The following is a 26,080-nucleotide window of genomic DNA, read 5'->3' as shown; positions in this document are numbered from 1 at the left end:
ATGAATAAATGGTTTTTTATATTATTTATTGTTGAATAAAAATTTTCCTGCGTCATTTACTGTTATATCAAGCTTTTCTCCCGGCAGAACTTCCCCGGTAAGGATCTTTTCGCTCAAAGGATTAGTAATATGATTTTGAATTGTTCTTTTCAGAGGTCTTGCGCCAAAAGTAATATCATAACCTATTTTCGCAAGCCAGTCTTTTGCTTCATCGCTTACTTCAAGCACTATATCGCTGTTCTTTGCCAGCATTTTCTTTATTCCTTCAAGCTGAATATCTACAATTTTCCTAAGCTCGCTGCCCATAAGCGGCTTGAACATTACGACTTCATCTATCCTGTTAAGTATCTCCGGTCTTATCTTTTGTCTAAGAAGCTCGAAAAGCTTTTCTCTCAGTTTACCCAGAACTTCATCACGGTTATCATCATTAATGTTCATTAGTTCATCCTGTATAAGGTGCGAACCAAGATTGGATGTCATAATGATTATTGTATTTTTAAAATTGACCGTTCTTCCCTGTGAGTCTGTTAATGTACCTTCATCCAACAGCTGAAGCAGAATGTTAAATACATCAGGATGCGCCTTTTCAATTTCATCAAGCAGCACAACACTGTATGGCTTCCTGCGGACAGCTTCTGTTAACTGACCGCCTTCTTCATAACCAACATATCCCGGTGGAGCCCCGATAAGCCTGCTTACAGAGAATTTTTCCATATATTCACTCATATCTATCCTTATCATATTATGTTCATCATCAAACAAAAATTCAGCAAGCGCTTTGGCAAGCTCGGTTTTACCAACACCTGTTGTACCTAAAAATATAAATGAGCCAATGGGACGGTTCATATCCTGCAAACCTGCCCTGCTCCTTCTTATAGCATTTGCCACAGCGCTGATAGCTTCATCCTGCCCAATGACCCTGTTATGCAGGTTTTCTTCTATTTGCAGAAGCTTTGTTCTCTCGCTTTCAAGCATTTTATTTACAGGTATGCCGGTCCATTTAGCTACAATTTCAGCGATATCTTCAGAATCGACCTCTTCTTTCAGCATTTTCCATTTTTTCTGAAGCTCTGCCAGCTTGGATGACTTTTCCCCGATACTTTTCTGCAGCTCAATAACCTTGCCGTATCTTATTTCAGCTACCTTCGCAAGATCGCCCTGCCTTTCAAAATTATCAGCTTCAGTTTTTAGGTTTTCTGCATCTTCCTTCATTTTCCTGATATCTGAAATCAGCTCTTTTTCCAATACCCAATGAGCTTTAAGCTCATCACGCTTGGCGCTAAGCTCGCTGATTTCCTTTTCAATTACTTCCAGTCTTTTGGCAGTTGGATTATCTTTTTTGGATTTAGCCATTTATTGTAAATTCCTTCTTTTCTTTTATACCCAAAGATACAAAAATGAAATATTCTTTAAAATGAATAGAATTTTAGCACCTGCTTGTATATATTTGTTTTTTATGAGCAGAAAATTATTAAATGAGCAGGAAAAAGACAACTGAAATTTCATCAAAAAAGCAGGAAACGGTATTAAATATTCCTTATAGCGAAACCTCATTTGAAGCTAAATATTCAAAATATTTCTGGCTTATTATTCCCGTTCTGGCAATTTTATATTATTCTTACCGCAAGATCGCGGTTGGATTTTACCAGGATGATGAAGTAGCCCAGTATATTAACATGGTAAACTTCTGGGCAGATCCATGGGTAATTTTGGGCAACGGCCCTAAACCCGGGTACAAGATTTTTATGGTGATCCCTGCCCTTATCAGTTATGATGCCGTGTTAATTTTCAATTCGTTAATTGCGGCTGCAACTGTATATATTACCTATATTCTGATTAGAACTTACAAAGTAAGCTACGCAATTATCGGGGCATTGTTACTGGCAACTCAGCCGCTGTATGTAGATCTTTCCTTCAGGTCATATTCTGAAATTTTTACTGCATTATGTATTGTCAGCTTTCTTATACTTTATAAAAAGGAAAAATTCCTCTTCAGCGCTCTTCTGCTTGGATATATATATACTATCAGGCAGGAAATTGCTTTGCTTATAATTGTATTTGCCGTAATATTTGCTTACCGCAAACAATACCTGTTTGCCGCCGCATTATTTGTATTTCCTGTATTATATAACTTATTGGGATTTATAAAAACCGGTGATATTTTATTTGTACTTACTGAAATGCAGTCTGTTGCAGGGCTTAACTATAAGTCACAGGGCCTGCTTCATTATTTCAAGGTGTATATATTTATTGTCGGACCTGTTTGCCTCTCTCTTTTCCTCCTGGGATTTTTCGGCTTCCTGAACGATACATCAAAGATCAAAGAATATTTTAAGAAATACGCTGAGTTTTATATAATATTCATTTCGATTTTTATTATCCAGATGCTTACTATGGTAAGCGATGGTCCTAATCCTGGTAACTGGCGTTACCTGCTTCATATATCGCCTATCTGTGCATTTTTTGCAGCAGTAGGCCTTAATAATCTTTCACTTAAAAATTTCCGTTCAACCAATTATATAATAACAGGAATTTTCGCTGTTTTGGTGTTCCTGTTTCTTTCCAAAGCTACTGATGGTTTTATTCTGCTTGAAAAAACCGAGTATATAAAGATCATTTTTGTGGTTTTATTTTTTGTTCTTTCTATTGCTTTATGGAATGAATCGCGGGCAAAATACCTGTCTTCTCTTGGGATAGCGTTGGTAATAATTGCTGCTGTACATTTATATTTTGTAGAGCCTAAAAAGCTTTCACCTGAAAATATTTCTGTCCGTGAAACCGCAGAGTTTGTTGATACCATTGCTGAAGCTAAAGGAAAAGAAAAACTGACCAATCATACGTTCATTATGTTTTATTCAAAACAGTATAAAGATGAACAAAAGCTTTGGAAAAAGCTTGACCTTAAAAATCTGAATGAAGCGCCTAAAGGTTCATACGTGATATGGGAATCACATTACGGTTACAGACCTGAATTCAAAAATGATGTACAGCTTGATGTGCTGAAAGATTCAACTAAATACAGATTCATTAAACAAATAATTTCACAGGATCAGCGTTTCGGTTCCTTTATTTTTGAAAAACAATGAGACCCGCACCCGGGGATTTTGAAAAGTGGAATGAAGAACATGCCATCAAACATGATCTTGATAAATTCTATAATCACCCCAACCGATTATTCAGGTTCATTGAAAACAAGCGCATAAGGGTATTAATTCAGGAAGCTGATATCAGAGAAAACGATGAACTTCTTGAAGTAGGCTGCGGCGCAGGACATATACTCGAAAGGATAGGCAAAGGAAATCTTACAGGTATCGATATTTCACCGGTACAGATCGAACGCGCTGAAAAAAGGCTTGGAAACAAAGCTAAATTAATCAGAGCAAACGGCGAATCGCTGCCTTTTAAAGATAAAAGTTTTGACAGGATATTATGTACTGAAGTGTTTGAACATGTATTGGAACCTGAAAAATTATTAATGGAAATGAAGAGGGTTTTGAAGGATAACGGTATAATTTCCCTTTCAATACCCAACGAAAAATTGATTATTATTACTAAAAAAATACTGTTAAATTCGGGTTTACGGAGAGTTTTAGAGCCTAAAGAAAGCAATTGGGACCTGGCATCCAAAAATAATCTGGATGAATGGCATATTCATAATTACAGCCTAAAATTAATTGCAGATCAGGCTGCAAAGTTTTTCAGGATTCTTAAAATTAAAAGAATACCTTTTTGTTTTATCCCTTTCAGATATGTTTTGAAGTTAAGCAAATAAACAGATAATGAAGGAAAGCTGTATAATATTCGGAGGCGGCGGTTTTATAGGCTCACATATTGCCGAAGACCTGCTTGCAAACGGTATCCGCGTCACCGTTTTTGATAAGCTGAACGCATCCAAAAAAAATGTAGCCCATATACTCGATAAGATCGATTTTATTGAAGGTGATTTCAACAATGAAGTCGATATTTCCAAAGCATTAAAAGGAAAGAATTATGTTGTTCACCTTGTAAGCTCAACTGTTCCGGCTACAAGCAATCAAAATACATTTTATGATGTAGAAAGCAATCTTATTTCATCACTTCACCTTTTCGAAAAATGTGTTGAGTATAATATTAACAGGCTTGTGTTCATATCTTCAGGGGGAACCGTTTACGGCAATCCCGTTAAGCTGCCTATAAACGAAAAACATCCTACAGAACCAACAAGCTCGTACGGGATTATTAAGCTTACAATTGAAAAATACCTGTTTTTATACAATGAATTAAAAGGTCTCGACTATAAAATACTGCGTTTTGCCAACCCGTATGGCGAAAGACAGAATCCTTTTTTAACACAGGGACTTATAGCACATTTGCTCTATAAGATAAAGCAGGGAGAAACTCTTGAAGTATGGGGTGATGGCAAGGTTATAAGAGATTATTTTTATATAAAAGACGGGGCAAGATCAATTTACAGGTCTTTAAAAGATAAAACATCAAACAGGATCTATAATATCAGCAGCGGTAAAGGTCATTCAATTAACCAGATACTTGAACGTTTCCGTAGGGTTTTGAAGCTGGATTTTGACGTTAAATACCTGCCCGGCAGAAAATTTGATGTACGCTCTAATATTCTGGATAACAGGCTTGCAGCCAGAAATTTGAAATGGGTGCCTGAATTCAGCTTTAACGAAGGATTAAAAAATACATGGAGATATTTTCTTGATAACGAATAAAGATATACGGCTTTCTGTTTTTTTCCCTGCTTATTATGATGAAAAGAACATAGATAAAGTTGTTCATAAGGCTGTTGCAGTGCTGGAAGAGCTCCAGCTTAAGGATTATGAAATAACGATCATTGAAGACGGCTCCCCTGATAATACGGCTGCCGTTGCCGATAAGCTGACTACGCAATATCCAAAAGTAAAGGTTGTACACCATGAAAAGAACAAAGGTTATGGCGCAACTTTATGGGAAGGTTTTACTACAGCGCGGTTTGAGTATGTTTTTTATACTGATGGAGATAACCAGTTTGACCTCGAGGAATTAAAAAAGTTCGTGGCACTGGTTCCTTTCAGCGATATGGTTGTAGGCTACAGAAAGAAAAAACAATACTCACCCTACAGGAAGCTTACAAGCTTTGTGTATAATTATATCTTGCGGTATACTTTCGGTATAGACTATATAGATATCGACTGTGCATTCAAGATAATTAAAACAGACCTGTTCAAAAATATCAAGGTTAACACAAAAGACGCATTTATTGATGCTGAAATAATGATACGCGCCGAGCTTCTTGGTTACACATTTACCGAGCTCGGAGTAAAGCACCTGCCCAGGGTTGATGGTGTATCAACTGCTGCAAGGCCGTCTATAATTTTCAGGACCATCAGGGAAATAATTGACCTGAGAAAAGAATTAAAGAATGATTTAATTGGCAGACGAAACAAAAAATAAAAGGGAATCCGGCGATTTAAAAGATATAATTATTATTTTTTCAGTAATAATTATTATTCTTATTGCCGCATCCATGCTTGATTTCTTTGTATGGATGAGAAATATTGCGGCGGATACTGAAGGATTCAGGATAGTAGAGCTCCTTTTTGTTTTGATGCTTTTTGGATTTGCTTTCGCTATATTTTCACGCAGACGTGCTAAAGAGTCACATATTCAGATCACTGATCTGGCCAAAGATATTGAAGAGCTTCAGGATAATGTCAACAGGCTAAGGAGCACAGTTGACCTTTCACCGGATACAATAACAATACACAGGGATGGTAAGTTTTTATTCATAAACCAGGCAGGTCTTAATCTTTTCGGAGCTCAGTCAGAAGATCAGTTAATAGGAGCAAGCGTTTATGATTTTATACATTATTCATTCAAAGATAAGATAAGCAAGCGGATTGAAGAAATGGTGAAATACATGAAGAAGGTTCCTGTAATTGATATCACCATTAAAAGAATTGATGGTTCTTACCTTGATGTTAGCGTAGCTTCAACACCGGTACAATATCACTCTATACCCCACGTTATAACTATCATAAGAGATATAACGGAAAAAAAGAAAAATGAAGAAATAAAAAACCAGCTGGCATCAATAGTGCTGAATTCCAGCGATGCTATTTATGCAATGAGTATAGACGGCCAGATCCAGAGCTGGAACCCCGGCGCCGAAAAGCTTTACGGATACAGGGAAAAGGACGCCATCGGAAGGAATATTTCCATTGTTATACCCGATTATAAACAAAACGAATTGAACCATCTTTTGAATAAGGTAGCAAAAGGTGAAAGAATAGAATCTCTTGAAACCAAACGTCAGAAAAAAGATAAAACCATTATCGATGTTTCTCTGACCTTATCTCCTATCTGGGATGAATCAGGTATTGTAACAAGTGTATCTGCAATTTCCAGGGATATTACATTCAAAAAACAGGTCGAAGAAGAATTAAGAAGATATGCCGAAGAACTTGCGCTTTCCAATGAAGAGCTGTACGTATTTTCATACGCAGCTTCACATGACCTGCAGGAACCGCTGCGCTCAATACAGAACTTCCTTGAAACCCTGAACAAAAAATATAAAAAACGCCTTGGTCCTGAAATGGAAGAGCAGATAAATTCAGCAGATGACGGCGTTACACGAATGTACAGGCTTATAACTGATTTTCTGATGTATTCCAGGGTTGGAACCGAACGGGCAGTTAAAGAAAATGTTGACTGTAACCTTGCGCTTAAAGATGCTATGGCAAATCTTGAACTGGCAATAAAGGAAAGTAAAGCCAACATCAAACAATTTACTTTACCTGTTATATTCGGCAATTTTGTGCAGATAACACAGGTATTCCAGAACCTGATAGCTAACGCTATAAAATACCAGGGAGAAAACAAACCAACAATTGATATATCCGCTGAAAAGAAGGATGGTATGTGGCTCTTCGCTGTTAAGGATAATGGTATCGGAATTGAACAATGGTTCAGCGAAAGAATATTTATAGTTTTCCAGAAGCTTCATGACCACAGGAAATACCCGGGTTCCGGAATAGGGCTTGCATTATGCAAGCGTGTAATTGAAAAACACGGCGGGAAGATTTGGTTTGAGTCTGAAGTTGGTAAAGGAACAACATTTTTCTTTACACTACCGGTTCTTGAAGAAAAGAAAAAAGACAAAATAGAATTGCAGCAACCTGATTAATTCAGCCTTCCAGTTGCCATTGCCCATTTTTATAAATATATTTAATTTTCTTTTTTTCTGAAAATCTTTTTTTATCAAATACCCTGACACAAACTTCAAAACTATCTTCAAAAATATATATAACATTATATGAATTGGGTTCTTCCCGTATCCTGTTAGAAATAGCAGTTCCTGCCTGGGCTACAATTATAGTTCTTTCAGATGAAGGATAGTGTTTTCTGATATCCCCTGTGTAACCATGATGGAGGTGGCCAGCCAGCAGCAGGTCAATTCCGCATGGGTCAATTACATCAACAGCCAGCTGGGCTTTATCAACAAGCTCAGCTAGATCATCATTCGGAGGTGGGATAAACGGATGATGAGTTACAACAATTTTAAAATACTCATCAGGTATACTGCACATATGTGATTGTATCAGTTCAATCTGCTCCTGTGAAATTGCTCCATTTTTCCATTTATATGGCCTCGCTGTATTCAATCCTAAAACCGCAAGACCTTTTTCATTGTGAGCAGGCGTTAAATTTCCGCAGATATATTTTCTGAACCTTTTTAATGGCATAAAAATACGCCTGAATATATCAAACAACGGAATATCGTGATTGCCAGGTATGACAAGCTGCGGCTGCGGTAATTTCTGTAAATACCGCTGCGCTTCTATGAACTGTTTTTTTCTTGCCCTCTGCGTTAGGTCCCCGCTGATTATGAGCAATGAGAGCCCCAAACCCTGAAGGTCTTCTATCAGTGCTTCTCCAGCATACAGATCTTCAGTGCCAAAATGAAGATCAGATATGTGGGCAACTATCTTCATATAATCAGCCTTTATCGGGTAAAATGACTTTTAAACTTTTTCTGTTAATTTTGTAGCTAAGTGGTGGAGTCATTATTTCAACTTCGCCATCAACTGATACTGAAAGAGATTTCTTTTTTGAATCTATAATAACTTCATCAACAAGCCTCAATTCAAGTTCATCTGAATCGTTAAGCCTGTTAAAACAAGCTGCTATTATAAGCTTTATCATTTTCCAGCGGGTATTGCTCTTTGCTATATACAGGCTCAGTTTTCCTCCTGAAATAGTCTTTCTGCTTCCTAGCGTTACCAGTTCTGTGCTATACTCATTATTGCCTACAAATACTATGGGTGATCTTATAAGCAATGTTTCACTTTCAGTTTTTATCCTGACAGCATAAACAGGAAACTTCCTCATTACAGCTAAGAGTCCGAAGAACAAAGCAATCCATTTATTACGTTTAAATCTGTTTTGCTGTATCTCTCTTTTGCGTACTGCAATCGGATAGATTCCGATAGATGAATTGTTTATAAATGTCCTGCCATTGACTGTTGCCGTATCAATTAACGAAGGTTTTCCGTTTATTAACAATTTAACTGATTCTTCTGTTGATAAAGGAATATCCAGATCTTTAGCGAAATGGTTCAGCGTACCTGAAGGTATTACTCCCATCGCAATATCCTTTCCTGCAAGAAAATCCGCGATCGCGCTGATCGTTCCGTCTCCTCCGGAAACTGCGACAATATCGAAATTGCCGTTATCGATGATATTCTTAATATCTTCGCGTGAGTTTTCATCAATATAAAAGAAATGAGGGGTAATACCGTATTTGGTAAAATGTGATCTCAAGGTACTGGAAATCTCAGCTGAACTTTCAGCCGCCCCTGATTTACAGTTTGCCGCAATTAGAATTCTCATATAGCTTTAACTAACTAACAGGGCAAAAACTGTTAAGGTTCTGGAAAGTTATGGTAATGCAGACTTTGAAAATCTATTTTAGGAAGTAATTTCTCTTTTCAGCGCTTCACGCTCTATTTCAAGCTGTTTGATCTTTTTTTCAATGATATCCAGCTCTTCAGGCATAGAATCAATTTCTATCCTTAGCTTGCTTGCGGCTTCATCTATAAGATCAATAGCCTTATCAGGCAAAAACCTGTCAGTAATATACCTGTGAGAAAGTGATGCTGCCGAAACTATAGCTGAATCAGTAATCCTTACTCCATGGTGAACTTCGTATTTTTCTTTAAGTCCCCGTAATATTGAGATCGTATCTTCTACACTCGGCTCATCCACAATTACCGGCTGGAAGCGTCTTTCAAGCGCAGGATCCTTTTCAATATATTTACGGTATTCATCAAGTGTAGTTGCGCCAATTGCATGAAGTTCTCCCCTTGCAAGCGCAGGCTTCAGAATATTAGCCGCATCCATAGCGCCGTCAGTTTTTCCCGCCCCTACAAGCGTATGTATCTCATCAATAAAAAGTATTATCTCACCATTGCTTTGTTTTACTTCATTTATCACGGCTTTCAGCCTTTCTTCAAACTGTCCGCGGTAGCTTGCCCCGGCAATTAAAGCGCCCATATCAAGGGCTATCACAATTTTCGATTTCAGGTTTTCAGGTACTTCACCATTCACTATTCTGAAGGCGAGACCTTCAGCTATTGCGGTTTTACCTACTCCTGGCTCACCCACAAGCACAGGATTATTTTTCGTTCTTCTGGATAGAACCTGGAGAACTCTTCTGATTTCATCTTCCCGCCCGATAACAGGGTCAAGTTTTCCCTGCCTGGCAAGCTGGTTCAGGTCTCTCCCGTATTTTTTAAGTGACTGGTATGTTTCCTCAGGGGCCTGTGATGATACTCTTTGGTTGCCTCTTACATCCTTTAATGCAGAAAGTATAGATTCACCTGTTATTCCCTGCACATTAAGAAGTTTGCCGGTTTCCCCTTTATCATCTGCAAGCGCAAGCAGCAAATGCTCTATACTTATATAGTCATCTCTTAACTGTCCCGCAAATTTAACCGCATCATCCAGATCTTTTTGAAGAACATTTGATAGAAATTGATTTGAGGAAGTTGTGTTTGATACTTTGGGTAATTTTTCAATTAAGCCTGATACTTTTATTCTGATTGTATCAATATTAGGACCGATCTTTTTGATCAGTGATACTGCGATGCTCTCATCATTTTGTATAACTGCAGCCAAAAGGTGCTGCGGTTCTATCTGCTGGTTTGAGTAATTAGCGGCAATTTCAGCCGCTTCCTGCATTGCTTCCTGAGCTTTTATTGTAAATTTATTGAAGTTTATAGCCATTTTTTAGTTTATGATTATTCTTATAATATAGAATTTCTTACTATATAAAAAAATTCCATTATTTTTAAATACAAAAAAAGCTCCCGAAAACTTACGGGAGCTTTTTGAAAATCTAATTATAAATTTTATTACTTCACCAAAACCATTTTCCTGGTTTCAATGAATTTATTTCCTTTTACATCTTTTGCTTCTATCCTGTAAATATAGATTCCGCTCGAAAAATTCACTGCATTCCAGTTTGCAATGTATTCGCCCGCCTCAAGCTTTGAATTTACAAGTATATCCACTTCCCTGCCCAGCATGTCATATACTGATATTTTCACATCAGCATTAGCCGGCAGCCCGAACTTTATTTTTGTTTCCGGATTGAACGGGTTAGGATAATTGGGGTTTACATAGAATTTATCAGGTATTACTGATGATATCGGTTCAATTCCAATTACGGTTCTTGCTATTGTAACCAGAAAGTTAGTATTTGCAGCAAGAGAATCGAACTGTGTAAAACATTTAACTGACCATCTGACCCTTATCGAATCTCCAACATTATTTACACCCCATGAAGCAACAATTGAATCAAGCGTATTTTTGGAAATCGACAGGACTGAATCAGTTCCTGAAGAATTCGAAAAAGTACTGTATGAATTCGAGTTGTTTGTGGTACTTAGTGTCCATTTGTATTTAAACTCAGGTAATGAACCGCCCTTTGTAAAGCTGAAGTGTACCTTTGATGTGTCTCCGGTACTCACATTTATCCTGCTTAATTGCGGGGGATTGAGCAAAGTAAATGCTGTTATGGTAGGTCTTAACTGAAATGTACTGTCACTTTCATCTGCCGTTGATGTATTTCCGCTTTGAAAAACGCGCACTTTTGCCTGTGTAGTTGTAGGTATATAAGGAATTGTCCAGTTATATGTTCGCAATACTGCATCAATATTAGTTCCAATATTGACCCAGTTAGTTCCGTTATTTGTTGTATACTGCAGGTCAACATTTCCAAGATTTGACGTTCCCCAAATAACAGGAACTGTTGTACCGGAACGGTAGAAACTTCCTCCATTAGGGTAACCAATTGCATAACCGGAAACACTGTTCATACATGCTGCAGCTTCAGATCTTGATCGAATAAGCTGCGAAGGTAAGGCACCAAAGTATAACGCAATAGAACCGTTCAAATGACAATAACTCATAATTGTTCCCACACGGGCTATAGCCGGACCGGTATAACAGCCTCCTTCTGTTTCATAACAGCTGTCAATCGGGCCGCCTGGCCATGAACAGCTGTGGGTATGAGGTGAGCCGAAGTTGTGGCCTGTTTCATGAGCTACAACCATACAATCCCATGAATAAGTAGGCAACGGATTAAAATTTGCATCAATATCGCTGAATGCATAACCATTATGATTCGGTCCTGTTGCACACAGTACGTTAACCCAAGCAATTCCTCCTAATCCGCCGGGACGTGTGGAAATAAAATGCGCGAGGGTTCTTTGTGTTGACTGCATATTCGCATTCCAGTAACTGCGGAATGAATTCAATAAAGTATTTGATGAAGTAGCATCAGGATACGGGTCTGCAGATGTAGTCCACACTCTCATATAAGTTAACTGCAGCATTACATTTACATCCCTCATATAAATAGCAGATACGGGAACATATAAAGCAATAATGTAATTCGTTGCTTTTTCTGTTGAATTCCCTAATCCTGTATAGAACTCATAATCTGATTCAGTTGCTATACTTGCTTTAAGCAATGTGCTGGTTTGGCTAGAAGAAAAATTTCCACTGAGTGATTTCTGCAATTCAGTGATCTGCGAAGGAATTCCAAGTTCATCTGTATTACATTTAAAATTGTTCTGTATTTTCAATTTGCTGCTTTTATAAGAAATAAAGTCACCGGTACTTTGCTGTTTTGCCAGAACATATGTTTCATTATTATAGATTACCAGCGCTGATACATCATTGCGGAAAAAAGTTACAGCAACCAATGGAGAATTTATATCATATAAATTTCCGGTATATGATGCGAATTCCTTTTTAGAAGTGATCTGTTTATCGCCTGATGCTGTTCCTTCAACTATTTTAATATTATCATCAAGTATATCAAACCTGTTTAATTTAATGACCAGGTTACTTCCGTTATGAGGTATTGAAAGTGTAATGTTTTCGGAATTATTGTCTATTATCTTATTTATAAGATTAAAGTCAACATCAACAATTTCGGCATCATCAACCGATTTGGAAAGTTCGCCCGCTGCCAGGCTTGTTTTAGCATAATTAATGCTGAACGGGTTATAAATGTTTGTTTGCGAACAAACAGGTACCAGCCCAAAAATAAGCATTAAAGCTAATATTGTTAGTTTCTTCATGGATGAATTAATTAAATTTATGATAATTTTACTTTTGGATCAAGAAAGGCATAGATTATATCCACAATAACATTAACAATTATGAATATAACCGCGGTGAAGAGTACTGTTCCCTGTATCATCGGGAAATCGAGTGATAAAATAGAATTTATCGCAAGCAGTCCGATTCCCGGCCAGTTAAATATATATTCAATGAAGAAGGTTCCTCCGAGCAGTGCAGCAAGCCAGGCGCTGATAGTTGTGATAACCGGATTCAGCGCATTCCTTAATGCGTGCCTTATTATTACCTTCCATTCATTAACACCTTTGGCCCTGGCTGTCCTTACATAATCCTGACCCAGAACATCCAGCATACTTGACCTGGTAAGGCGGGCTATAATTGAGAGCGGTCTTAAAGCAAGAGTAAGCATCGGCAATACAAGATATATCATACCATTGTTGATATAACCTGAGATTGGGAACCATTTTAACAGAGCGCCGAAAACGAACGCCATAATTAATCCTAATGCGAACGGCGGAAATGATATCCCGAACAATGCTACAAGCATTGAAATATTATCTGAAAGCGTGTATGGTTTGACTGAAGAAACAACTCCAATAAGGATTCCGATGATAGATGAAATTAATAATGCTGAAACAGCAAGAATTGCTGTTGCGGGAAATGTTTCGATTATTGTTGTAAGCACATCACGGTTTGATGAATAAGACCTGCCAAGATCACCCTGTACAGCTTTTAGCATGAACCTGCCGTATTGAACGTATAAAGGATCATCAAGCCCTAATTGTTTCCTGACTGCATCTATTGAAGCTATATCTGCCCTTTGTCCCAGCATTAATCTTGCAGGGTCACCAGGTATAACATACATTAAACAAAAAGTTACTGTAATAACCCCTATTAAAACAAGGATTGAATACAGTAACTTTCTGATAATATAAGTTGCCATTCGTTATTTTATAACACGTCTTGCTGTAACATAGCGCGAGTTATAATAATCTTCATTAAGAGAGTTTGTTTTTACTCCGCCGCTTGAAGATGAATGTGCGAAAACTCCCTCACCGAGGTATATACCTACATGTGAGATCCTTCTTCCCATGGTGTTGAAAAATACCAGGTCGCCAAACTGCAGGTTTTCCCTTGCTACTTCATCACCAACTGTTGATTGCATTATGGATGTTCTGGGAATATCAATGCCTAAAGCAAATTTCATTACTCTCTGGCAGAATGCAGAACAATCAATGCCGTTTGTTGTTGTACCGCCCCAAAGATACGGGGTGTTAATGAGCTCAATTATCTTGATCATTACAGCGTCACGGTCAACAGAAGTATTGGAATATTCGGAAACAATGTTTGTGAGCGTCTCTAAATTTGACTGCTCTATCAAGCTTTTTTTCTGAATACCAGTTACACTGGCTACTTCTTCTGATTTCTTGGTTTTCTTGTTTGTTTTTACGCTGTACTCACCATCACTGCCTGATGCTGAACAACCTGTAATCCCGATCAAAAATACCGGCAATACAAATATACCGAGGACTATCAGTTTTTTAATCAAATAATTTTTACTCCTTTCTTTTATTTTATGTTATTAAATTCAGAAGTTTTACCTTCTGTGCAAATATAATTATATTAAAAATTTATTAAAACCCGAAAATACGTCATTAAATATATGTTATGTAACCATTAAGAGAAAAAAATAATTCCTTTAAACAGAAAAATTATTTATCCAGCCAGGTAAATCTCATATTTACCCTGTGCATCGGGTCCAAAGCAAAACCGCGGACAAATGACTGCACAAGGCGCCAGTCTTCATCATAATATATGAAAAGACATACAGCGTCATTTACAGCAAGCTGTTCAGCCTGTTCATACAGTTTATTTCTTTCTGCTATATCAACAGTTGCAATGGCTTTCTCAAACAATGCGTCATATTGCGGATTAACATATCTGAAGCTGTTTATTGGGCTGACATCTTTTGGATTTGCAGGTACATTCTTACCGTAAAACAGGTTAAGAAATGTTTCCGGGTCAGGGTAATCAGCATTCCACCCAAGCCTGTAAAAATCACTTCTGCCTGCATCAATATTATCCAGATGCTGAGCAAACTGAAGAAGCTGCAGCTTTACAGTTACTCCAATTTCCTTTAACATATCCTGTATAGCTTCGGCAATCTGGGTATTTCTGCCGCCACCCTCATTTATATTCAAAGTTACTTCCGGGAAGCCTTTACCGCCGGGATACCCGGCTTCTGTCATTAGCTGTTTAGCTTTTACAAGATCAAAAGTGTAGCCTTTAACCTGTTTAGCATTATAATTTGGCATTACAGGCGGAACCATTCCGTATATTGCCGGGTCAGTTGCAGAACCGTTCAGTACATACTTAAGTATCTTTTCCCTGTCAATTGCATAATTGAAAGCCTGCCTTACTCTGACATCAGAAAATGTTTTGCTTGTTACCAGAAAGCCGTAATACTGAGTAGATAATGCTGTTTTACGCTGAACCGTAAATTGTGAATACTCCGGGGTCAGCGTCTTATCTTCATTTACAATTGATTTGAACAGCTCATTGGGAATTCTGTATGATTCATACAAATTACCGTTCTTGAATTCCAGAAGCTGCTGCGAAAGGTCCTTGATGAACCTGAATTTAACTCCTTCAAGGTAAGGTATCTGGTTTCCGTGAGTGTCTTTATCCCAGTAATTGGGATTCCTTTTCAGGTTGATCTCAAGATCCGGAGTCCAGTTCTGGAAAACAAAAGGACCTGTTCCAACCGGATTCTGGAAATAATCTTTGCCGTATTTTTCAACCGCTTCTTTGGGAACAATGTATGCAAAGCCCTGGCACATATAATAAATGAACGGTGCAAATGATTTTTTCAGCTTTATCTGGAAAGTGGTATCGTTCAGTGCTTTATAGCCGGTTACTTCAGCAAGCTTCGGCTCTCTTTTTTCCGAAGTTGCTTTGCTGATCTCTTCATTATATTCCTTAGCACCTTCAACGTAATTCTTATAAAAATCGAATCCTAAGCTTCCGGTTCTCGGGTCAAGTACTCTGGTGAATGAATACATAACATCCTGCGCGATAAACTTTCTTCCTTTACCTCCCGGGAAACATTCATTATCATGAAAAGTCACATCATTTCTTAGATAAAAAGTATACGTAAGTCCGTCCGGTGAAATTTCCCAGCGTTTAGCGAGCATCGGGATTATCTGCAGATTAGTATCAAGATCGATCAATCCGTCATATATCTGGTGTGAAACGTGATGTGAAACAACATCATTTATACCGACCGGGTCAAGGCTCCTGATATTTTCAAGCTCATTGGCAACAAAAATTCCGCCGCCTTTTATTCCGCCTTTCAGTTCAACAAGGTTTTCATTGCCCGATTTTTTGCCGCAGCTAAGGGCTAAAAGCGAAAATATTAATATGAATAATGAGGTTTTCACAGCCGGAATTAATTTCATGATCTTTTAATTAATTATTGGAAGGAAATTACAATTAAAAATGCGCCGTAATTAATACGGCGCACAAAACCTTATAGTTATCCTAAATATGTTTTTAATTGTTTGCTCTTGGAAGCATGTTTAAGCCTGCGAATCGCTTTTTCTTTAATCTGTCTTACGCGCTCTCGTGTAAGCTTAAACTTTTCACCAATTTCTTCAAGGGTTAATGGATTTTCCTGGTCTAAACCGTAATATAATTTCAATACATCGCGCTCTCTTGGGCTTAATGTATTTAATGCTCTTTGTATCTCTATCTTTAATGATTCATTTATAAGCGTATGATCCGGAAGAGGCTGGTTCTGGTTAGGCATAATATCAACAAGCCTGCTGTCTTCACCGTGAACAAACGGAGCATCTATTGAGAGATGTCTTCCTGAAATTTTCAATGTATCGGATACTTCGTATAAAGACATATCAAGCTGTTCAGCAAGCTCATCTGCGCTTGGTTCTCTTTCAAATTCCTGCTCTAATGTGCTGTATGCTTTACCGATCTTGTTAAGAGCTCCAACCCTGTTAAGCGGAAGCCTTACTATCCTTGATTGTTCAGCAAGTGCCTGTAGTATTGATTGTCTTATCCACCATACTGCGTATGAAATGAATTTAAAGCCTCTTGTTTCATCAAATCTTTTAGCGGCTTTTATAAGGCCTAGATTACCTTCATTGATAAGGTCGCCGAGTGAGAGTCCCTGGTTCTGGTACTGCTTGGCAACACTAACAACAAACCTCAGATTAGCTTTTGTAAGCTTTTCCAAGGCTTTTTGTTTCTCTTTATCGTCACCGTATTTTATTTTCTTCGCAAGGTCAATTTCCTCTTCTACATCAAGAAGTTCGACTTTCCCGATCTCCTGAAGATATTTATCAATTGACTGGGATTCCCTATTTGTAAATTGTTTTCCAATTTTCATAGGCAGTTAAGAATGGTTAAATTATAAAAAAGTTTTGGGATGAGAGCCGCTTTAAGCTTTGGAGCTTAAGCTGAAGTCTCGAAAAGATCTATTTTGTTATCTTTTGCCAGAGTAACAATAGCTCTTTTTCTGTTAGGTCTAAAGCCCTCGTATCTGCCTCTTCTTGTGAACTGAGACTTGCGTTTACCTTTTGAAAGAACTGTTCTGATGCTTTCAACTTTTACATTGAACTTGTTCTGAACAGCATTTTTGATATCAACTTTGGTTGCTTTGATATCAACTTCGAAAGCATACTGGTTTTTCTGCTCCTGCAGCAGTGTCATTTTTTCGGTGATGACCGGTTTTATTAAAATACTTCTGATCATGATCTGTTTTTATACTCTCTTAATAAATTTATTTTAAAAAGGGTTTGCATAACTCATCAACTGCGCTTTTCTGGATCAGAATGAGCTGATTATTAACCAGGTCATATGTTGCTGCGCTTGATGCACTGAGAACGTTAACCTTGGGGATATTTCTACCTGAGCGGTATACATTATCATTGTTCTGAACAGTGAGCATTAATACTTTTTTACCGTCAATGTTCAGGTTCTTTAAAATAGAACTGAAATCTTTGGTTTTTGGCTTTTCGAAGTTAATATCTTCTACTACCATTATTTCGCCGTTCTTCGCTTTCAGGCTGAGTGCGCTTTTCCTTGCAAGCTGAGCTGATTTTTTTGTCATAGCAAGCTTATAAGTATGCGGTCTGGGTCCGTGTACAGTACCTCCGCCCACCCAAACGGGTGACCTGGTCGTTCCGGCTCTCGCGGTTCCGCGTCCTTTTTGCTTCCATGGTTTTTTTCCGCCGCCTCTTACTTCGCTTCTTTCCTTGGCTTTATGTGTCCCCTGTCTCTGGTTAGAAAGATAAGTTCTTACAGCCTGGTATATAAGATGGTGGTTCGGCTCAATTTCAAATACATTTGAAGGAAGATCGATCTTTTCCTTGGTTTCGGTTCCGTCTATTTTAAATACGTTTAATTGCATCGTTTATTTCACCTTGTATATTTCAACAATACCTGAAATTGCTCCCGGTACTGCTCCCTTTATTAACAATAAATTTGATTCAGGAATAATTTTTACTATTTTTAAATTTCTTACGCTGATCTTATCACCGCCTGTACGTCCGGCCATTCTCTGGCCTTTAAATACCCTCGATGGATATGAGCTCGCGCCTATTGAACCGGGGGCTCTTAACCTGTCGCTCTGACCGTGTGTTACCGATCCGCCGCCAAAACCGTGCCTCTTAACAACGCCCTGGAATCCTTTTCCTTTGCTCTTTGAAGTAACTTTAACAATATCTCCTTCTTTAAAAAGATCTGTTTTGATCACATCTCCGACCTTGAATTCTTCAGCATTCTCAAAATCTCTGACTTCTTTTAAGAACCTCAGTACCGGCAGGTTTTTCTTTTTAAAATTCTTAACCTGCGGAACTGCCAGGCGTTTTTCTTTTCTTTCAGTAAAGCCAAGCTGCAATGCGGTATAACCATCGTTTTCTTTGGTTTTTACAGCAGTAACATAGCATGGTCCCGCTTCTATTAAAGTGCAGGGTACACTTGAACCATCATCGGTAAACACCGAGGTCATTCCAAGTTTTCTTCCTATTAAGCCTTTCATTGGTTTATCTGTATCCTTTGCTTATGTTTTAATTTCAATGTATACGCCGCCGGGAGGATCAAGCTTGGTAAGCGCATCTACGGTTTTTTTATTGGAATTCAAAATATCGATAACACGTTTATGTGATCTTATTTCGAACTGCTCCCTGGATTTCTTATCAACATGCGGTGACCTCAAAACAGTATAAACAGCCTTCCGGGTAGGAAGCGGTATCGGACCCGATACCACTCCGCCGGTTGATTTAATTGTCTTGATGATCCTGTCAGTCCACTTATCAATAAGCCTGTGGTCGTATGACTTTAATTTTATCCTTATTTTCTGTGTTGCCAAGTTATTCTATACCTGCCTTAATTATGACCTTTAATATTATTCAATAATTTTAGTTACAACACCTGCGCCAACTGTTCTTCCGCCTTCACGGATAGCGAACTTCAATCCTTCTTCCATCGCGATCGGGGTGATAAGATCAACTTTTAAGTTGTCTACGTTATCACCGGGCATAACCATCTGTACTCCTTCGGGCAGATTCATAACGCCGGTAACGTCAGTTGTTCTGAAATAGAACTGAGGCCTGTAGTTACCGAAGAACGGTGTATGACGGCCGCCTTCTTCCTTTGAAAGAACGTAGATCTGGCAGTTAAATGATTTGTGCGGGGTGATTGAACCCGGCTTAGCAATAACCATACCTCTTTCGATGTCTTTTTTATCAACACCGCGTAAAAGCATACCAAGGTTATCGCCTGCAAGACCTTCTTCAAGCTCTTTCTGGAACATTTCGATACCTGTTACAACTGTTTTCTTGTGCTGGCCTAAACCGATAAGCTCAACTTCATCGCCCATCTTAACTTTTCCTCTTTCAACCCTGCCTGTAGCAACAGTACCGCGGCCTGTGATCGAGAATACGTCTTCAACTGACATCAAAAACGGCTTGTCAATTTCTCTTGCCGGCTCTAAAATGTAGTTATCAACTGCATCCATAAGATCATAAATGCATTTCAGGTTCGGATCATCTGCGCTTGAACCTTCAACAACTGCAGCTTCCATAGCTTTTAAAGCGCTTCCGCGGATAAACGGTATTTCGTCGCCGGGGAATTCATAGCTCTTTAAAATATCCCTTAATTCTGATTCAACCACTTCGAGGAGAAGCTCAGCATCATCAGCTGATTTTTCCTGTTCATAGATCATATCAACTTTATTGAGGAATACAACAATACGGGGAACGCCAACCTGTCTGGCTAAAAGAATATGCTCTTTTGTCTGAGGCATAGCACCGTCATTTGCAGCTACTACAAGAATAGCTCCGTCCATCTGAGCTGCGCCTGTGATCATGTTCTTAACATAATCTGCGTGACCGGGACAGTCAACGTGAGCATAATGCCTTTTATCGGTTTCATACTCTACGTGAGCTGTTGCAATCGTAATACCCCTTGCTTTTTCTTCAGGTGCATTATCAATTGAATCAAAAGCTCTAACTTTAGCTTTTCCTTTTTTTGCAAGTGCCATTGTGATAGCAGCGGTAAGTGTTGTCTTACCATGATCTACGTGACCGATTGTTCCAATGTTCACGTGAGGCTTACTTCTATCGAATTTTTCTTTAGCCATTTTTGATTGTATCTCCTAAAATGATTTATATTATTTTGGTTTTATTTACTTGTATTATATCAAAGCATCTTATTGCTTTAAACTTATTAAAGTGGGCCAGTGTGAAGTTTGACTCTTTCACCCTCCCGCCTTCGGCGGGATGCTCTAACCACTTTTTGTTTAAAAAAGTGGGCCAGGGAGGATTTGAACCTCCCACCCCGCGCTTATAAGGCGCGTGCTCTAACCACCTGAGCTACTGGCCCAGTAGTTCAAGAGGAAACAACCTGTATTTAAAGACTCTTTATATACAGCCTGTTTTATAAAGCATTTTAATGCGCCTGATCATTTTGCGGGTGATCTACTTAAAGATTGACCCTAAAACTATTTAAAGAACGAAAACTATTTTATTATCTTCGAGAAATCTTTTAATTCCCCGATTCTTAATCTTTTTTTTATGAACTAACAATCTGAGTTAATTTAGAAGCAGAGATCCTTCACTATCGTTCAGGATAAATTAAGCTCCGACTGTTTCTTTACCTTTATACTTCTCTATGATCTGCTCAGAAATTGACTTAGGCACTTCTTCATAATGTGAAGTTTCCATATTATAAAGCGCTCTGCCCTGGGTCATTGAACGCATCTGCGTAGCATAACCGAACATTTCTGACAGCGGTACCATAGCGCGGATAACCTGCGCGTCTGCGCGCTGGGTCATACCTTCAATTTTACCGCGGCGTGAGCTTAAGTCACCCATTATATCACCCATATACTCATCCGGTGTTATAACTTCTACTTTCATTATAGGCTCTAGTATAACCGGACCCGCTTTTAAAGCTCCCGCTTTAAATGCCATTGAGCCGGCGATCTTAAACGCCATTTCTGATGAGTCAACATCATGGAATGATCCGTCAAACAGAACAGCTTTAACATCCTCAACAGGATACCCTGCAAGAACACCGTTCTTCATTGCTTCTTCTATTCCCTGCTCAACAGGCTTAATGAATTCTTTTGGAATTGAACCGCCAACGATCTTATTTTCAAATACGAATCCTTTGCCTTTTTCATTCGGCTCAATTGTGATCCAAACATGGCCAAACTGACCTTTACCGCCTGACTGACGGACAAATTTGCCTTCCTGTTCAACTTTCTTGGTAATGGTTTCTTTATAAGCAACCTGGGGTTTACCAATATTAGCTTCTACTTTGAACTCGCGTTTTAAGCGGTCAACAATAATTTCAAGATGAAGCTCACCCATACCGGCTAAAATTGTCTGTCCGGTTTCCTCATTTGTTGAAATGCGGAGAGTCGGGTCTTCATCAGCAAGCTTGCCAAGTGATTCTGAAAGCCTGTCCTGGTCTGCCTTGGTTTTAGGCTCAATAGCAATTGAAATTACAGGATCAGGAAAAGTCATCCTTTCAAGTATGATAGGATCACCTTCATCACATAATGTATCGCCTGTCTTTGTATTCTTCAGGCCAATAGCTGCGGCAATATCACCTGCGTATACTTCTTCAATATCCTCGCGGTGGTTGGCATGCATCTGAAGAAGCCTGCCTACTCTTTCCTTTTTACCGGATACTGAGTTATATGTATATGAACCTGATTTCAATGTACCTGAATAAACCCTGAAGAATGTAAGCTTTCCTACAAACGGGTCTGTCATTATCTTGAAAGCAAGTGATGAGAACTTTTCATTATCTGCAACATTCCTAGTAATGTGGTCATCGCTGTGTACATGGTGTCCCCAAACTTCTCCTATATCCTTCGGACACGGGAGGTAATCAATAACTGAATCAAGAAGGGTCTGTACACCTTTGTTCTTGAATGATGAACCGCATAATACGGGAATTATCTTTACTTTTAAAGTAGCTTCCCTTAAAACTTTTTTAATTTCAGCCTCGGAAATTTCCTGGCCGTCTAAAAACTTATTAAGAAGAGTATCGTCAACTTCACTGACTGATTCAAGAAGCTTTAAACGGTATTCATTGGCTTTTTCAACCAACGAAGCCGGTATTTCCTGTTCTTCCCAGGTCTGGCCAAGTGTATCAGCATTATAGATAAGCGCCTTCATCCTGATAAGATCGATCTGTCCAACGAAAATATCGCCCTGCCCTATCGGAAGCTGCAGAGGAACTACGTTGGCTTTTAATCTTTCTTTCATCATATCAAGCACGTGATAAAAATCAGCGCCTGTTCTGTCCATCTTGTTTACAAATGCAAGCCTCGGTACGCCGTATTTATCAGCCTGTCTCCATACGGTTTCAGACTGAGGTTCAACTCCGCCAACCGCGCAAAACAGAGCAACAGCTCCGTCAAGCACTCTTAATGAACGCTCAACTTCGGCGGTAAAATCAACGTGACCCGGTGTATCAATAATATTGATCCTGTGATCTTTCCAGAAACATGTTGTAGCAGCGCTGGTAATTGTTATACCGCGCTCTTTTTCCTGCTCCATCCAGTCCATAGTTGCTGCGCCTTCATGTACTTCACCCATTCTGTGCAAACGTCCGGTGTAATACAGAATTCTTTCAGTAGTCGTGGTCTTTCCGGCATCAATGTGAGCCATGATACCGATATTTCTTGTCTTTTCTAATGTTACTTTTCTTGCCATTAAAACTATATGCTTTCTATTATTTTTTACTTTGTTGTGAAGATGCTGCGAATACCATACGGCTTGATCTATTTACAGACTGCAGCCCGGTATTTTTTACCACCTGAAATGAGCAAAAGCCTTGTTGGCTTCAGCCATTCTGTGAACGTCTTCTTTTTTCTTTACAGCGCTGCCTTCGTTGTTCGCAGCAGACATAAGCTCACCTGCGAGTTTTTCAGCCATTGACTTTCCGGCTTTAGCCCTTGCGTAAGTAAGTATCCATTTTATTGCGAGCGCTTTTCTGCGTTCCGGTCTTACTTCTGTTGGCACCTGGTAGTTTGATCCGCCAACTCTTCTTGAGCGAACTTCAAGTGAAGGCTCTACATTATGAATAGCCTTTTTGAATATCTCAACAGGCTCTGCGTTAAGCTTTTCTTTTATGATATCAAATGCATCATAAACTACTCTTTCAGCTTTCTGCTTCAATCCGTCATACATAATGCAGTTTATGAACCTGTTAACGAGTACATCTGAATAAATTCTGTCTGTACCTCTGCGTCTTTTATTTGCTGTTTTCTTTCTCAAATCTCTTTATATATAATTATTTTTTTTATTCCTGATTAAATGGATCAGCGGCAATATTATTTTCCGCCGGTCTTTGCTTTCTTAGCGCCGTATTTTGAACGGGCCTGTTTCCTGTCAGCAACACCGCTTGAATCCACAGCGCCTCTTACGATGTGATAACGAACACCCGGAAGATCTTTAACCCTGCCGCCGCGGATAAGAACTATTGAGTGTTCCTGAAGGTTATGTCCTTCACCCGGGATATACGCAGTTACTTCCATACCGTTGCTTAAGCGTACCCTTGCAACTTTTCTTAAAGCTGAATTAGGCTTCTTGGGTGTTGTTGTATATACTCTTGTACAAACTCCTCTTTTCTGAGGTGATGATTCAAGAGCCGGTGATTTGCTTTTGAACTTTAAAACTTTTCTTCCTTTGCGGACGAGCTGATTGATTGTTGGCACGTAATATTCCTACCTTAGTCTTAATTTACTAAATAAATTTCTGCGCTCATTTGTCCCCGGCTTGGCAGCCATTGACTTTGGATGAGCGGCATTATTATTAGAAACTACAAAATTAGCGATTTTTTACGAAATAGTCAAGTTAGGGATTGATGAGCTTTATAATAATACAACTTACCAATGGAGTTCGTAAAACTATTCAATTTATTCATAAAATTCAAGGTTTTTTGAATAAAATTAGTGTAATCATCAAATTTTACTTAATACTTCAATAAAACTGAACGTCACCGTAATAACGGCAGAATTCGCTGCCAGAAGGAAACCGTTTTGAACGGATAATAAATCTGAAAACACCGCTGAATATCAAATGTTCACGCGCATTAAATTGTACTTCATAAACCCCGGCGTTCAGCACCTGATCTCTGATAAATACCGCTGTATCCCCGTTTGTTTTGAGATACATCAGGCTGATCGTATCCTGTTCCGGAAGCTGGAACCTGAAGTTCACAGTATCATTTGCGGGATTTGGATAAGCAGCATTAAACCTGAATAGGCTGTTATTTCTAACACACCAATCAGTAGTATCGCCGCCAAGCTCATTTCCGAACCGGTCTGTGATTGTAATCGTGGGGTCAATTATTAGCATGCCGCCGTTTCCAGTGGTGACTGTTTTGTCATCTGTACAGGAAATAAAGAAAATAATTATCAAAACTGCAGGGAGGAAAATTGATTTCAAGATTTTCATTTTATTTTAGTCTATAGTTAAGGAATAGAATTTATCAATCATTACAGAACATTCTGCTTTACAGCAATGTTTACAAAATATAACTGGTTCACAGTAGAGATGTGATGGATTGGCGGCTATCGATATATATTCTAAGGATTGCATTATTCAGTTTTATAAATATAATACCCAATTTGTCATTTTTAAATGATGAAATAAAAATTATTTTGTAAATCAACAATTTTCATTATATTTGCTTTAACAGTTAGCGGAGGCAAATGTTATTAAAGCATCTATACATACTTCCCCTTTTTTTCATTCTGGTTTGCGTCAGGACGCTTACCCAGCAGGTTTCTTCAGATGAGCTGACCCCCGATAAAATTTACGAAAAGGTCGATAATTCCATTGTTGTTGTACTTGCGTACGATAATCTTGGCAATATGTTCCAGGGCTCCGGTGTAGTTATAAATAACGAAGGGCTCATCGTCACCAATCACCACGTATGCAAGGATGCAAGCCGCATCGAGATCAAACACTATAATAAAGAAATCAAAAATGTTTCCGTTTTCAAATATGATGAAGTTAAAGATATCCTTTTCCTGAAAACCGATGACAGAACTTTAACACCAATTCCCTATGGCACAAGCAGCAGCTTAAAAACAGGTCAAAGGATTTACGCAGTAGGTTCACCCGAAGGCTACGAAAATTCTATTTCAGAAGGAATTGTAAGCGGGTTCAGAACTGATGAAAATAATGTTAAACTTATACAAATGACCTGCCCTATAACTGACGGTTCATCTGGCGGAGCGGTGCTGAATTCAAAGGGTGAGCTTATCGGTCTCAGCGTAAGCGGTCAGCATGAAGGCGCATTATACTTCGCAATACCTGTAAATGATATTTACGCGATGATCGGGATCGAACCGCAATACACGGAAGTTTCTGATCCGGTTAAATATTACGAAATAGGCACACAGGCTAATGAAAGCAAAAACTATAAAGATGCCGAGGTATATTTTTCCAAATACCTGGAAAAATTCTCAGGTGATGCTAACGCTTATTATAACCGCGGGTATGCAAGGTTCAAGTTAAAAGAGTATAAAAAGGCTATCAGTGATTTTTCAGCGGTGCTTGAAAAAAGCGAAACATCAGAATCATTTTTTTACCGCGGCAACTGTTATTACTCACTTAAAGATTACAAAAACGCGCTTGCTGATTATACCAAAGCGCTTGAGCAGGAACCTGATAATTACGATATATATTATAACCGTGGTTACGCTAATTTCCGTTTGAAAAACTACAGCGAAGCTGTAAGTGACTGGCAAAAGGCTGTTCTGCTGAATCCTGATTACAGCTCAGAGCTTGATGTTAAGATCAAAATAGCGCAGGATGAACAAAACAGTAACAGTAAATTTAAAAAATAATGTATTATAAGCAATGTTCCCTAATAAACTAAGAAGCTCAAACCAGTTTTACAT

General features: G+C 38.6%; 24 protein-coding genes and 1 tRNA gene. 6 read left to right on the top strand and 19 right to left on the bottom strand.

All coding sequences use genetic code 11. From position 1 onward, the window contains the following. Positions 1–21 precede the first annotated feature (21 nt). Positions 22–1,353, bottom strand: a complete 1,332-nt coding sequence (locus tag J0M37_10460; GenBank protein ID MBN8585508.1) for an AAA family ATPase — start codon at positions 1,351–1,353, stop codon at positions 22–24. A 122-nt stretch (positions 1,354–1,475) separates the two neighbouring features. Between J0M37_10460 and J0M37_10455 the strand changes: the two genes are divergently transcribed. From J0M37_10455 to J0M37_10435, 5 genes are read left to right on the top strand one after another with little or no spacing between them, the layout of a single operon-like run. Beyond that, positions 1,476–3,086, top strand: coding sequence for a DUF2029 domain-containing protein (locus J0M37_10455; protein MBN8585507.1), 1,611 nt, complete (start codon positions 1,476–1,478; stop codon positions 3,084–3,086). Continuing rightward, positions 3,083–3,772, top strand: a complete 690-nt coding sequence (locus tag J0M37_10450) for a class I SAM-dependent methyltransferase (GenBank protein ID MBN8585506.1) — start codon at positions 3,083–3,085, stop codon at positions 3,770–3,772. The genes J0M37_10455 and J0M37_10450 overlap by 4 nt, the downstream gene beginning before the upstream one ends. Positions 3,773–3,779: 7 nt before the next feature. Next, on the top strand, positions 3,780–4,712 hold the full coding sequence (locus J0M37_10445) for an NAD-dependent epimerase/dehydratase family protein (protein MBN8585505.1): 933 nt from the start codon (positions 3,780–3,782) through the stop codon (positions 4,710–4,712). Then, on the top strand, positions 4,699–5,433 hold the full coding sequence (locus tag J0M37_10440) for a glycosyltransferase family 2 protein (GenBank protein ID MBN8585504.1): 735 nt from the start codon (positions 4,699–4,701) through the stop codon (positions 5,431–5,433). The genes J0M37_10445 and J0M37_10440 overlap by 14 nt, the downstream gene beginning before the upstream one ends. After that, complete coding sequence (locus J0M37_10435; GenBank protein MBN8585503.1) at positions 5,411–7,165, top strand: PAS domain S-box protein; 1,755 nt, start codon at positions 5,411–5,413, stop codon at positions 7,163–7,165. Before J0M37_10440 ends, J0M37_10435 begins: the two co-directional genes overlap by 23 nt. Position 7,166: 1 nt before the next feature. On the opposite strand, the gene J0M37_10430 is transcribed toward J0M37_10435, so the two are convergent. The 18 genes from J0M37_10430 to J0M37_10345 all read right to left on the bottom strand — a co-directional run bounded on the left by J0M37_10430 (position 7,167) and on the right by J0M37_10345 (position 24,626). Next, positions 7,167–7,973, bottom strand: coding sequence for a metallophosphoesterase (locus J0M37_10430; GenBank protein MBN8585502.1), 807 nt, complete (start codon positions 7,971–7,973; stop codon positions 7,167–7,169). A gap of 4 nt (positions 7,974–7,977) precedes the next feature. Next, a complete protein-coding gene (locus J0M37_10425) occupies positions 7,978–8,871 on the bottom strand; it encodes a sphingosine kinase (GenBank protein ID MBN8585501.1) in 894 nt (297 codons plus the stop codon). A 78-nt stretch (positions 8,872–8,949) separates the two neighbouring features. After that, positions 8,950–10,266, bottom strand: coding sequence for an AAA family ATPase (locus tag J0M37_10420; protein MBN8585500.1), 1,317 nt, complete (start codon positions 10,264–10,266; stop codon positions 8,950–8,952). 128 nt (positions 10,267–10,394) lie between these two features. Then, a complete protein-coding gene (locus J0M37_10415; protein ID MBN8585499.1) occupies positions 10,395–12,632 on the bottom strand; it encodes a zinc-dependent metalloprotease in 2,238 nt (745 codons plus the stop codon). Positions 12,633–12,649: 17 nt separating this feature from the next. Next, positions 12,650–13,576 carry an ABC transporter permease gene (locus tag J0M37_10410; protein MBN8585498.1) on the bottom strand — a complete coding sequence of 309 codons (927 nt, stop codon included), beginning with the start codon at positions 13,574–13,576 and terminating at the stop codon, positions 12,650–12,652. A 3-nt stretch (positions 13,577–13,579) separates the two neighbouring features. Next, positions 13,580–13,933 carry a C40 family peptidase gene (locus J0M37_10405; protein ID MBN8585497.1) on the bottom strand — a complete coding sequence of 118 codons (354 nt, stop codon included), beginning with the start codon at positions 13,931–13,933 and terminating at the stop codon, positions 13,580–13,582. Between the two features lie 412 nt (positions 13,934–14,345). Continuing rightward, positions 14,346–16,091: an ABC transporter substrate-binding protein gene (locus tag J0M37_10400; protein MBN8585496.1), complete on the bottom strand. Its 1,746-nt coding sequence runs from the start codon at positions 16,089–16,091 to the stop codon at positions 14,346–14,348. A 77-nt stretch (positions 16,092–16,168) separates the two neighbouring features. After that, positions 16,169–17,035: an RNA polymerase sigma factor RpoD/SigA gene (locus J0M37_10395; GenBank protein ID MBN8585495.1), complete on the bottom strand. Its 867-nt coding sequence runs from the start codon at positions 17,033–17,035 to the stop codon at positions 16,169–16,171. Positions 17,036–17,100: 65 nt separating this feature from the next. Then, complete coding sequence (gene rplW / locus J0M37_10390) at positions 17,101–17,397, bottom strand: 50S ribosomal protein L23 (GenBank protein MBN8585494.1); 297 nt, start codon at positions 17,395–17,397, stop codon at positions 17,101–17,103. Positions 17,398–17,428: 31 nt separating this feature from the next. Next, on the bottom strand, positions 17,429–18,058 hold the full coding sequence (rplD, locus tag J0M37_10385) for a 50S ribosomal protein L4 (protein MBN8585493.1): 630 nt from the start codon (positions 18,056–18,058) through the stop codon (positions 17,429–17,431). Between the two features lie 3 nt (positions 18,059–18,061). Further along, entirely contained in the window at positions 18,062–18,688 is a 627-nt protein-coding gene (gene rplC / locus J0M37_10380) for a 50S ribosomal protein L3 (protein MBN8585492.1), read from the bottom strand. A 21-nt stretch (positions 18,689–18,709) separates the two neighbouring features. Continuing rightward, complete coding sequence (gene rpsJ, locus J0M37_10375) at positions 18,710–19,018, bottom strand: 30S ribosomal protein S10 (protein MBN8585491.1); 309 nt, start codon at positions 19,016–19,018, stop codon at positions 18,710–18,712. A gap of 36 nt (positions 19,019–19,054) precedes the next feature. Next, complete coding sequence (gene tuf / locus J0M37_10370; GenBank protein ID MBN8585490.1) at positions 19,055–20,290, bottom strand: elongation factor Tu; 1,236 nt, start codon at positions 20,288–20,290, stop codon at positions 19,055–19,057. Positions 20,291–20,458: 168 nt separating this feature from the next. Continuing rightward, positions 20,459–20,532 (bottom strand) — tRNA-Ile (locus tag J0M37_10365). 251 nt (positions 20,533–20,783) lie between these two features. Further along, positions 20,784–22,880 (bottom strand): elongation factor G, encoded by a 2,097-nt coding sequence (gene fusA / locus J0M37_10360; GenBank protein MBN8585489.1) that lies wholly within the window; start codon positions 22,878–22,880, stop codon positions 20,784–20,786. Between the two features lie 96 nt (positions 22,881–22,976). Next, positions 22,977–23,444, bottom strand: coding sequence for a 30S ribosomal protein S7 (gene rpsG, locus J0M37_10355; GenBank protein ID MBN8585488.1), 468 nt, complete (start codon positions 23,442–23,444; stop codon positions 22,977–22,979). A 56-nt stretch (positions 23,445–23,500) separates the two neighbouring features. Further along, on the bottom strand, positions 23,501–23,884 hold the full coding sequence (locus J0M37_10350; GenBank protein MBN8585487.1) for a 30S ribosomal protein S12: 384 nt from the start codon (positions 23,882–23,884) through the stop codon (positions 23,501–23,503). A gap of 265 nt (positions 23,885–24,149) precedes the next feature. Continuing rightward, positions 24,150–24,626, bottom strand: coding sequence for a hypothetical protein (locus J0M37_10345; protein MBN8585486.1), 477 nt, complete (start codon positions 24,624–24,626; stop codon positions 24,150–24,152). Between the two features lie 257 nt (positions 24,627–24,883). Here J0M37_10345 and J0M37_10340 point away from each other — a divergent pair, with 257 nt between their 5' ends. Beyond that, entirely contained in the window at positions 24,884–26,026 is a 1,143-nt protein-coding gene (locus J0M37_10340; GenBank protein ID MBN8585485.1) for a trypsin-like peptidase domain-containing protein, read from the top strand. The last annotated feature ends 54 nt before the right edge of the window (positions 26,027–26,080 follow it).

It is taken from the genome of Ignavibacteria bacterium (assembly GCA_017303675.1).
Classification (GTDB): Bacteria; Bacteroidota; Ignavibacteria; order Tepidaquicellales; family OLB5; genus OLB5.
This window is presented reverse-complemented; position numbering and strand designations above follow the sequence as displayed.

Bases quoted from the DNA above. Each gene is read 5' to 3' on its own strand.
- J0M37_10460 (MBN8585508.1), bottom strand. From the start codon at position 1,353: ATGGCTAAATCCAAAAAAGATAATCCAACTGCCAAAAGACTGGAAGTA.
- J0M37_10455 (MBN8585507.1), top strand. From the start codon at position 1,476: ATGAGCAGGAAAAAGACAACTGAAATTTCATCAAAAAAGCAGGAAACG.
- J0M37_10450 (MBN8585506.1), top strand. From the start codon at position 3,083: ATGAGACCCGCACCCGGGGATTTTGAAAAGTGGAATGAAGAACATGCC.
- J0M37_10445 (MBN8585505.1), top strand. From the start codon at position 3,780: ATGAAGGAAAGCTGTATAATATTCGGAGGCGGCGGTTTTATAGGCTCA.
- J0M37_10430 (MBN8585502.1), bottom strand. From the start codon at position 7,973: ATGAAGATAGTTGCCCACATATCTGATCTTCATTTTGGCACTGAAGAT.
- J0M37_10425 (MBN8585501.1), bottom strand. From the start codon at position 8,871: ATGAGAATTCTAATTGCGGCAAACTGTAAATCAGGGGCGGCTGAAAGT.
- J0M37_10420 (MBN8585500.1), bottom strand. From the start codon at position 10,266: ATGGCTATAAACTTCAATAAATTTACAATAAAAGCTCAGGAAGCAATG.
- J0M37_10415 (MBN8585499.1), bottom strand. From the start codon at position 12,632: ATGAAGAAACTAACAATATTAGCTTTAATGCTTATTTTTGGGCTGGTA.
- J0M37_10410 (MBN8585498.1), bottom strand. From the start codon at position 13,576: ATGGCAACTTATATTATCAGAAAGTTACTGTATTCAATCCTTGTTTTA.
- J0M37_10405 (MBN8585497.1), bottom strand. From the start codon at position 13,933: ATGATCAAGATAATTGAGCTCATTAACACCCCGTATCTTTGGGGCGGT.
- J0M37_10400 (MBN8585496.1), bottom strand. From the start codon at position 16,091: ATGAAATTAATTCCGGCTGTGAAAACCTCATTATTCATATTAATATTT.
- J0M37_10395 (MBN8585495.1), bottom strand. From the start codon at position 17,035: ATGAAAATTGGAAAACAATTTACAAATAGGGAATCCCAGTCAATTGAT.
- rplD (MBN8585493.1), bottom strand. From the start codon at position 18,058: ATGCAATTAAACGTATTTAAAATAGACGGAACCGAAACCAAGGAAAAG.
- rplC (MBN8585492.1), bottom strand. From the start codon at position 18,688: ATGAAAGGCTTAATAGGAAGAAAACTTGGAATGACCTCGGTGTTTACC.
- tuf (MBN8585490.1), bottom strand. From the start codon at position 20,290: ATGGCTAAAGAAAAATTCGATAGAAGTAAGCCTCACGTGAACATTGGA.
- fusA (MBN8585489.1), bottom strand. From the start codon at position 22,880: ATGGCAAGAAAAGTAACATTAGAAAAGACAAGAAATATCGGTATCATG.
- J0M37_10345 (MBN8585486.1), bottom strand. From the start codon at position 24,626: ATGAAAATCTTGAAATCAATTTTCCTCCCTGCAGTTTTGATAATTATT.
- J0M37_10340 (MBN8585485.1), top strand. From the start codon at position 24,884: ATGTTATTAAAGCATCTATACATACTTCCCCTTTTTTTCATTCTGGTT.